Annotated in this window: 5 protein-coding genes; 1 reads left to right on the top strand and 4 read right to left on the bottom strand. The window is 40.7% G+C overall.

Annotated features, from left to right (window positions below):
- Window positions 1–202 precede the first annotated feature (202 nt).
- The 4 genes from RHTP_RS08835 to RHTP_RS07165 form a co-directional block, all read right to left on the bottom strand.
- A complete protein-coding gene (locus RHTP_RS08835) occupies window positions 203–346 on the bottom strand; it encodes a hypothetical protein (RefSeq protein WP_171005775.1) in 144 nt (47 codons plus the stop codon).
- Window positions 347–366: 20 nt separating this feature from the next.
- Window positions 367–888 (bottom strand): hypothetical protein, encoded by a 522-nt coding sequence (locus RHTP_RS07175; protein ID WP_138107447.1) that lies wholly within the window; start codon window positions 886–888, stop codon window positions 367–369.
- Window positions 885–9,362: a DUF6531 domain-containing protein gene (locus RHTP_RS07170; RefSeq protein WP_138107446.1), complete on the bottom strand. Its 8,478-nt coding sequence runs from the start codon at window positions 9,360–9,362 to the stop codon at window positions 885–887. Before RHTP_RS07170 ends, RHTP_RS07175 begins: the two co-directional genes overlap by 4 nt.
- Before the next feature lie 300 nt (window positions 9,363–9,662).
- Window positions 9,663–9,887 carry a hypothetical protein gene (locus RHTP_RS07165; protein WP_138107445.1) on the bottom strand — a complete coding sequence of 75 codons (225 nt, stop codon included), beginning with the start codon at window positions 9,885–9,887 and terminating at the stop codon, window positions 9,663–9,665.
- A gap of 199 nt (window positions 9,888–10,086) precedes the next feature.
- On the opposite strand from RHTP_RS07165, the gene RHTP_RS07160 reads away from it, so the two are divergent.
- Window positions 10,087–10,322: helix-turn-helix domain-containing protein (locus tag RHTP_RS07160; protein ID WP_138107444.1), on the top strand; the 236-nt coding region annotated here is incomplete at its 3' end.

Below are 10,322 nucleotides of genomic sequence, written 5' to 3'. Positions count from 1 at the left end.
AACCGCAAAAGATTGCATTCGACTTTAGGATATGTGTCGCCTATAGATTTTGAGGCTGCATGGAATTGTACAGCTGAGAGAGTGATATAAAAAGAAAAGTTTTAATGAAGATATCGCAAGCGAGCCCTGCATAGCTCGCGGAGACGATACGAATGAAGATAGAAAAATTTATGTTCTAAGTGTCTAAAAAATGGTTGCAATATCAGGATGGGCTATCGGCTACCATACCAGACATGCCTGCAAACCACAATAAAAAGGGGAACAATAAACTATAGATAATTGTCGCATTTTGAGCGTATCCTTTCATTTTCTTTTGATCTTCAGTTTGTAACACAGTTTTTGACATTCTTTTTCCCTACAAAATTTTTATTCGGAAGAAATTGCTTGCGAAGCTTGCTCGTAAGTCTCCTCATAAATCGCTTGGCAAGAATTTAAACGAGTGTAATACTTAAGCGTGCCATTAAGAGAAGTAATACAATCTATTTTTTCTGGTGGAAGCTCAGACCTGTCTGGGTTATAAACGAAAATTCTTATTTCAACGTTTTTGGCATTAAAGGGATATTCATGAAGATAAGATCTTATTTCTTTATTACTATTGATTGCTAATAGATATTCATTGATGACATGGACAATAAGCTCTCGACCTGTTTTGAGATCAACCTCTTGATAATAATCAAAGCTCATAGCCATCATCTGTATGTCATCCATCATTTGTCCTCCTGTTCCTGCAAGGCACAAATTCTTTTGAGCTTTTAATTCCTTTGCAGTTTTTTCCGTAATTTCATGAGCTAGTTTTACATAACGGGGAGACTGATAGCCAAAAGAAGAACACCCAAAAAGAAAAGAGAACATAAATAAGATCACTCCAATGCTAAAAAATAATTTCATTTCTTACCTCCATAGTTTTCAATATAATCGTTAATATGACGTCTTATCTTCGGTGCAAAAGTCGGACTTAAAAACTCATGATCCCAAAAATTGGCGTTAGGATGAGGCTCTAGCACTTGCAACTGATTTCCATATTTTATCTTCCCTACCACGTCAAGACGAGTAACAATATCCCGCCTACTCATGTGGTTATAAGACCTAAAGCATAGTTCTTCTGGAATAATGGCAGCGGGGGCAAGAGCTAGGCTAATGATTCTTTGCTGGACTGATTTTGGCGAGGTCAAAAGGGCATTGTAAACCTGAAGGGCTCCTCCGCTGTGGCTAATCTGTAGAAATTTTTCATCAGGTCCGTGTGTGGCAATAAAATGATCCCATTGATTTTTTAATAATTGAACGGGTGGGGTATGCATTCTCATATGTCCTAGTCCGCATTCTAGGACATCGATCACTGTTGATACCCACTGAATACTATCCCAGTTGGTTGCATTATAAATCCCATAAACTTTTGCTCCGCCTGCATATTGGCTCAATTGCTGTGCACTTGCTATAGATTGAGTTTGTTGATTGTTGATCCCATTGATGAATCCTATTGCACCACAAGATAAATCAAAAGAACCAACCTGGAAAGAGCCTGAACGCGTCAAATCGTGATTTGCAAGATAGGCAGGAATAGCGTTAAAGCCTTGAATGGCCTGGTTTAATCCGTTGAAAGGCTGCAAAGCACCGATCACAACAGGTTTGACTGATTGATACACAGGAGATGCAAATCGACCCTCTGGATCAAAGTAATTAACTGGATCCCCATTAGCGTAAGCATATAGATCTAGGCACATCGGGTAAGACACCGGATCTTGACTTAAGAATTGACCGTTTCTAGAATCATAGTATCTATCCCCCATCCAGATGAAACCTGTTGGATCTTGGGCCTTACTATGCCAATTCAAAGACTGGGCATAGGAAATCAGATCTGAAGAAACAGAAGGATGTATCTCAAGAGGTCCATAGAAGGAAGGAGACTTTTCTCTATAGAGGGTTCCTTGGTGAGAAACAACTCCTGTCAGCTGCCTCAATGCATTGTGCATTAGGGTAACCGATGCTCCTGTTTCATCACTGATCGCATCGCAAGCATCTGGCCCATAAATTTTCCAGAAGGTTTTCCCTCCGATTTGTATCCCGATCTCTTGGAATTCTTCCTCAGGATCGTAGAGAGAGTTGGTGATTAAAGCTTGCTCTCCTGATTTTGTGTATCGCGTTTGAAATCTTCTGCCAAAAGCATCATAAGAAGCCTCCCATGAATAAGAAGGATCAGTAATTTTGACTAACCTGCCCCACGGATCCCAGGATAACTGTTTTTGTCCATGAGTAATAACCTCACCCATTGGATTGTAACCAGTTGAAAGAGGTATCTTTTCGAATACTGAAGTAAGAATTCTGCCAAAGTCATCTAAGCTGTTTTGAGGAACATACCACCCAGGAGCGACTGTTCGAACGCCGGTGCCTGCAGAATCAAAGTCAAAGTCATATTTTTCAGATCCTGTCGATCTTAAATATCCTCGTTCATTGTAAGAGAAACTTTGTTCTTTTCCCGGAGCTATGTAGGTGTAGATTTTTCCTGAAGGATACCAATGAAGCTGTTCTTGATAGGATCCTTCGGGTAAACGTGTCAGAACGGTCTCCGGTAGTCCAGATGTGTTATAATTGATTGTGGTAGAGCTCAGGCTACCATTTTTGCTTTTCAGAGATCCGCTGAGTTCATATGAATAGGACACCCCTACATGCTGAGTTGCAACCTGTACAACTTGGTTGTTTTGATAGATGAAATCACGGACATGGTTTCCAATCTGCAAAGAACGGCTATTAGCAGTCCATTTTTGCTTGGTCTGCTGAATCAATTGAGAATTCAAATAGACCGACTCAAGAGCCAGGTTACCATCCGCATCATAAGAGCGTTCTACGAGCGAATTTTCGCTTTGCGATCCATATACCCAGTTAGATAGCCATGAAGAAGTTATGTCCGTAGTTTGGTTGACTGTTGCAAGAAACCCTCTTGGCTCATATGTATAGATAAGCTTACCACCTTCAACGCTATCTTGGAAGATCCTTCCATGCGAATCGTAAAGATACATGTGAGCCCGTTGCATAGGGTCTGTAGCTTCCTTAAGATAACCACCTTCATAAGAGAAAGTCCATCGCTCAGAAGAACCTCTTGAAGAGACTAACTCTTCCCATCTCTTTCTATGCATTGAATCATAGGAAGCTTTCCAGACATTGCCGTTAGGTAGATGGTACTCGGCTAGGTTAGAGTCTAGATCATAAACAAATTCAACAGCACTTCGATCAGGGAGTTCTCGCCTTTCTAAACGTCCTAATCCATCGAACTCTTGACGAGTTACCCTGCCATCCCCATCAATTGAGGTGATGCAATTGCCACAAACGTCATATTCATAACTAACAGTAATCTCTCCTTTTTCAACCTTTACAGGAAGCCCGAGAGCATTTCTCCAGATAATCGTTCCTTCCTCTCCTTCAATGACTTCTTCCTTATCGTTTTCAGGATCAAAATGGAACTCTGAAACAGCGATGAGAGCACCTCTAGAATCATTGACCTCTGACTTAATAGCCTTTCCACCAGCGTACTGAGTTGTGGTAGTCTCCCCGCTCGGAAGACGGCAGACGACAACGTCATCGTGATAATTCCAACCTGTATGCTTACCACTAGGGCTTATCTCGGTCTTAGGACGATTAAGGCCATCATAAGTTTTTTCTGAGGTATAGCCCGCTGCATCAGTAAACTTGATAAGATTGCCTCTTAGGTCAAATTCGCTGATTTCAGAAATTTTCGTTGTCAGATGAGTTCTTATTACTCGGTGATGAGCATCGTCGTATTTGATTTCCCAGGCGACATCATTCTTTGTTTCTAGAACTGGCTGTCCCAAGAAATCATAAACGATCGTATTCTTGGTCCCATCAGGGTAAATCTCCTCTTTGAGAAGACCATTGGTTGTGTAATGGCGTGTGACATGTCCCCCAGCTGGAGATGTAATGGTTTCAACGAGACCTCCAGCTTCATAGGAGAAAAAAGTTGTATGCCCTTCCTTGGTTTCCTCCTTAATCCGCCCTAAAGGATCGTAGTCTCTGTAAGTAATATAGCCCCTAGGGTCTGTTTCTTCGATGAGATACCCACAGGGGTTATACTCATAAAGAGTATAGGCAATCGAACGACTCGGGGTGAGCGACTGCCTTTTAGCTTTAACAAGCCCTGAAGCGTGATAATCAAAATAGACGATATTCTCAGAATTAGCCGTCTGTTTCCAGATAGGGGCGTTGTTCAGATCATATCCGATATAGGTTGCAGAAAGAAGTTTTCCAGAAGGAGAGAATATTTTTGACTCAGTCTGATTTCCCATGAGGTCATAGTCGCCCTCACGAGTTCCATCAACAGAAACGACCTCTATGCACTGTCCTTGATGATTATAGGCATAAGTGGTGACAACATCGGGGTCTTCTGTCCCCGTTACTTGGATTTTTTCTCTAGGGAATCCTCGATCATTATAATGCCAAATAATGACCACCCCAGAACGGTCTTCTTTTTCCAACTGTCCTAAAGAATTGTAGTCAAAATCAAGGTAGGAAGTCAGAGTATTTCCGCTATATTTCTCGATTCTTTTGGGTAAATGAGGGAAGGTAGGATCGTAAGTCGTAAGTGTTCTTTGTCCATAGACTTCTTCTTCAATACAGAGATTGCGCTCATTATAGACGAGTTTTTTCTTAATCTCTGAGTCCCCGTTTCCCGTGAGATCTTCACCTTTTAGCGTGATAAGTTCAAGATTTCCGCGATTGTCGTAGAGATAAGAGGTTGTGAGCCCTCGTTTACCCGTTGTTGACTTTAGGCTTCGGATAGCTCCGCCCTTTTGATTCCATTCAACGACTTGCTCTGTTTCGGGATCGAACCATGATTCTTTGTCTATGAACCAAGCTTGAAGAGTAGTAAATCCTAAAGGATCAGTTATTTTATAAATCTGCTTGTCATGAATTTGATAGGTTGTTTTTTCTCCTTTCGCGTCTGTGACGATCGTTTTCCCATTAGCATATTCGAATGTGGCGGTTCGGACCATTTGTTGTCTATAACCCATGGGAGATCTTTGTTCTTTGATCTTCCCCTCATCGTTATAGACGTTTTCTAGGACCTTTCCGTGAGGTTTTATCTCTCGAATGACCCGATGGTTCCGGTCATATGTATAACTGATTTCAGCTGTATTAGGGAGGGTGACTTTAACGAGATCTCCTTGTGAATCATAATCATAGGAGATACGTCTGCCATCTTTGGCATAGATTTCAGAGATATTGCCTTCATGATTGTAGTGGACACCGCAGAAATCCCCATTAGAACTTTCGATACGAGATAAGCGATCATCTTTATAAGAGAAAGAAAGGCTATTCCCCCTAACATCTACCCATTGTTGCAGAAGGCCATCTTTGTAGGATCGCTTTGATCCATCCCCTCCATATAAAACATCATTTTTGATATAGGAATGGAAAGGGCTAGCTGAGCTGCCTATCCCCTGCTGATTAAAATTGGAGAGCTCTGGGTTTTCTTCTGGAAAAACTTCCCATCGATCGGTTTGTCGATTGTAGCTATAAACGATCACAGTTCCATCTAATTCAGCAGCAAAGCGCTTACCATCTTGATCCATAAGGAATGGATTTAAGCTGAGCTTCCATCCGCAACCAAGGTCTCCAATAAGGGGGTTTTGGCTGTTATAGTTACGGCGAATCGTTAGAGGGAAAGGCCCTGGAAGAATCAGATCGATTTCATCAATATAGAACGCCCCTGACACAATATCAACTGGATCTGCCACATAGTTCCACCCATCTTTAAAGCTTGCTCTTACATCAGAAATCCAGTCTCTCTTCCCTGGTGTAGATTTTTCAATGACGGGAAGGGTAGAAGTTGGCCTGTCTGAAAAATTAGACTGAACAGGGACTTGGAGTGCATAGCCATTTGTGTAGCTATTGGCAGTAGGTACGAGATCCCAATTTCTAATCGCCCAAGGGGTAAGATAATAGTTGGGGAGCGGTTTGCCAAGGCCTCCATTAGTAACGATGTCGTTAATGGAAATCAGGGCATACCATGCATGAGGGCTTATGATGATAGTCCCCATTTCCTTACGCGTTCCATCTAAGCTAGTTATCAATCCAGGAGTCATATAAGCATAGGTCCAACTGCTCCATGGTTGATTCGGATCCATAAGAGTTTGCAGCATGTTCCATTGCCACGGCGATACGGTCTTTAAATCAGAAAGATTCAAGTCTTTTAGGTTACAGAAATATTCGCTTTGGGCGGATTCTGGATTTTTATTGGCAGCTTCAAAACTAGCTGGAGTAAGAGTCAAAAACCCCTCCCCTTCCAATCCTTGCTTTTGTTGTTCAAGATGAGCTAACTGCAGTAGTTTTACTGTAGAAACAGCATAGTCGTCTTTAAAGATTTCTCGCAGAATCTGATGTTCATTCGAAGAGCCGTCGATCAGGGAAAGCGCTTCAAAACCGGTCCTTGCTGTATGCATCTCCTGATGCCACGCTAAAGGTGTTGATAACTCTGAAGGACCCGCATGAAAACGAAACATATCGACTTGAGGAAGGACTAGGTCTTCCTCTCCTCTAAAAGGGCCTTTTGATAGGTCAGGAGAGAGCTTAGCAAGGCCAAAAGCAAATGGGGAGGTAGGATTGACTTTATGCAGGGCAGCGAGAATATTGGTTGATCTACTGCATTTTTCGAAATATGAGGCTCCAACGAAGGCCAAAAGAGATAAAAGTTTCTTTTTCTCATCTTTTTGAACTTTAAATTGCTCAAAATATTGGGAGGTCACTTTTAGGTTATCTCCACCGAAATGTGAGCACAGAGCTGCACTGGTCCCTTTCTCCATCCAGAACGTTTGTTTTTGGGCAAGACTCCGATTTCCAAGAAGAAATTCTAATTGAATAGAGATATCAATAACCCGATCTGAGGAATCCAGCTGAACTGCAGATAAATCTTTTCCTGCCAATTGAGCAAAAAGAGTCTGATTGTTCCCATTGGTATCAAAACGGATAAAAGATGCTCCCGAATTGAAAAAAGATACAGGGAATGTGCGGGAAATTGATTTTTTAGGATTTTGACGAGAATTTATATCTATTTTCATCCAAGCATATATTTGGGGAATCGCATCTAATGAGTTATAAATTTGAGGTTGAGATTGGATGTTAGGATGTGGAAAATCTCCCCAACAGGAATATTGCTTTTTTAGTTGGGTTCGATGAATCCCAACATCGCTTAAGTGTAACCCCTGTTTTCTTAAATTCTCTTCCACAAAACGGACAAAAAGCACTCCCGCTGTGTCGTCGCCATCGGGACCAATATGCTTTAAAATCTCTTGGTCACCTTTCAGGTACTGTAAGATCCATCGATCGGCGCTCGCATATTTTTCTGGCAAAAAGCTATAAAGGTCATGTCCTTCATGGACTTGGATATCTTTCATCCAAGGAAAAAGAGAGATCCATTCCTTACCGTCAAAAAATAAGACCCATGGATATTTAAGCAGAGCTTCTTCTTTGTCTTCCGGCAGTTTAGTTAAAAGCATTCGCTCTACAAAATCCTTAGGGAGTGAGCAAGAGTCTCCTAAGGCATAGACTGCTTTGAAACCCGCTTTGCGTAAAAGATAAACGAGTAGCTGGCATTGCTCCCAAGCAGATCCTTGTTTTTCAAGAAATGTGGTACAAGGATTTCTATAAACACTTACTGGATGAATGATCCCATTTTCTTGGTGGAGAAATGCATCGACGAGAGCAATTTCATTTTGGACAAAGCTAGCCAACGCTAGAGGGTCTTTTCTCAGCTCTTCAACGAGCTGATCCAATACAGGATAAACAATCGATTCTAACGAAGTGATTAATGGTTGCTCCCCTTCTTTCAGCGTTACATCTATGGAGGGAATAGAAGTAGAATTTATAGGTTTATTGGGTTGGGCTGAAGCTGGTTTTCTTAAGGTTTCGAGCTGCCATGGTGGAGTAGCTAAAAATTGACATGCATAGTGTGTAGACTCTTCTCCTAAGGAAATGGCAATTTGGTACCGCAAGTCCGTACTTTTTTGTGAAACAATCAAAGAAAATTTGTTGTGGGGATCAGCAGCAAAACTTAGGCGCAGCTCTAAACCGAAGTCCGACTTCAGTTTTGTATCCGGAATGAAAACCATCCCATTCCTAAGATACTCTTCCCAACTATCAGTATTTTTAAAAGGGAGGGCAATTTTTTCGGTATGGACTACTTGTCCATTTTCAAGAACTTTGACGATGAGCTCGGGCTCGGCAAGTTGGCTTTGGATCAAAAATCGATAAAACTGATCTGTATAAAGAGAAAAATCCCCTTCCTTTTTCCCTGTTTGCCCATCTAGTGGAACTATTCTAGGAAGAGGCTCATTTTTAACCGTTTCAGGTAAATAAAGATCAGGGTTTAAAAGGAAATCACTTTTAAAAAATAACTCTCTCCTCTCTTTTTCCCGAGCCTCGAATTCTTCTTTAGAGAAAACTGGTTTTACATCTGTTAAGCGGTTGTCATCAGCTTCTTTCTCAAAAGCAGCAACGTATTCTTGTAATTGCGTTTGTTCCTGTTTGAGAGCAGAGGCTTCCTTGCTGGTATTGCCATCAAGTAATTGTTCTAATAGGAAAAGGGCATGTTTTTGTAAGTCATAGCAGCTTCGCTTTAATCCTTTTTCTGTCAAAAGTTGGCAGTCTAATTTGATTTCTGCTACTTTTTCTTTGTGCATTGCTCTGTTATTCGACGCTGCAGACGGCCACTTAACTGCTTCGTTTTTGTATTTTCCAGCTAATTCTTGATAATTTGCTGCCTGACGCCTTAAGGCTGCCTTGTCCTCTTCTTGAGGATAAGGATTGATAAGAGATAAAGCTTGATTTGCAAGAGAAGAAGCCTCTTCATAGAGTTTTGCTGTTTCATTGAGGACGGAAACAACCTCATGGACGTTATTAAATCCTCTTTCACAACTTCTATCTTTATTTCCTGCTGCTGCAGCTTTTTTCAAGCTTGTATTATAAAGAGCTGTGGCAGAAATATTCGCCTCAACCCTGCCGATGTCGATCTGCAGGTGATTAATCTCTGCATTTAACCCCTGTTTTTCTTTCTCGCATCGACTTTTTAAGTCCACTCTCCACTGTTTTTTGCGATCATCTTTTTTCTTACTGGCAATATCATTTAGAATGGTATCGCAGTGTCCCACGGCTCTTTGGCAACATACGAGAGATTCCTTAAGAAGCTGAAGTCCTTCTTGAGTATACGGCTTTTTCTGAAATTGCTGGATTAGTTCAGTGTGTCGATTCCATTCGGGAAGAATTTTGTGAAAGATGTTCGCGCATTCTTCTTGGTTAAGAGGGTACATCAAGGTGGGAAGGAGAAAGACAATGAGAAAAAAACGCTGCCATTTCATAGTAGTCACTTCATATAAAAAGAAAAAGGATCTTATCCAAAATCCACTTTATCTAGTTTAGTAAATATCGAATATTCAATCCGATAACCTAGCTTTTCTGAATAAGAAATAGGAATAACCATTATAAATATTTTTTTAATCTGGTAAGCTATCGATTTCCAATAAAAGACAAATTTTTGCCTTAGTTATTATAAGATCTGCATAACTCTCCCAGTTTCAATATCTTATCATGTTTAGTTTTTCTCAAACCCATGCCAAGATGATGAAACTGAATGCATGCAAGCTCTATCAATTCTGCTATTAAGTGGGATTCTCTAATTGGTTTTTCCACTTTTTGCGACCAGTGTTACCCTCTGAAATAGCTCCTTCTAAATCATATTTATGATCTTCTGAGTCAATTGTATCTCTATCAGCGTGCTTCCAGTCTACTTTAGCCCTTTCCGTATTCTCCAGTATATAATGTTCCGCATCAATAGAAATCCAAATTGGACCTATGACTATCCCAAATATAATACTTCCAATCAAAGACAAACCTTTACTAGGAACGTTCTTAAGAAGGACCCATCCGTGTTGCCTCTGTTCTGGAGATTGGTAAGGATTAATGGTAAATCTAAGACCATTAAACGTTAATTCTGCAATAAACTCAACAGCATTAGAAAAAAGACATTACAGATAATCAATTCATTGAAATTTTCTCATATCTTCTGCTAAGATCCCTGCTCATATGCAACCTACATCAAGCTTTTTAACACAAAATGCAAAAGACATCCTAAAGGCTCGTCATCGTCAGGAACGAGATAAGAGGTTATGTGATAGAATCAAATCTATTTTATTATTAGATGATGGATGGTCATATGCACAAGTAGCATATGCATTGCTTCTAGATGAGGATACGATAAGACGTTACTACAAAACCTATCTAGAAGGAGGCAAAGAAGCCTTACTCAACCTAAATTACAC

The organism is Candidatus Rhabdochlamydia sp. T3358, assembly GCF_901000775.1.
GTDB lineage: Bacteria > Chlamydiota > Chlamydiia > Chlamydiales > Rhabdochlamydiaceae > Rhabdochlamydia.
This window is presented reverse-complemented; position numbering and strand designations above follow the sequence as displayed.

Excerpts from the sequence above, each read along its gene's own strand:
- RHTP_RS08835 (WP_171005775.1), bottom strand. The coding sequence starts at position 346 with ATGTCAAAAACTGTGTTACAAACTGAAGATCAAAAGAAAATGAAAGGA.
- RHTP_RS07175 (WP_138107447.1), bottom strand. The coding sequence starts at position 888 with ATGAAATTATTTTTTAGCATTGGAGTGATCTTATTTATGTTCTCTTTT.
- RHTP_RS07170 (WP_138107446.1), bottom strand. The coding sequence starts at position 9,362 with ATGAAATGGCAGCGTTTTTTTCTCATTGTCTTTCTCCTTCCCACCTTG.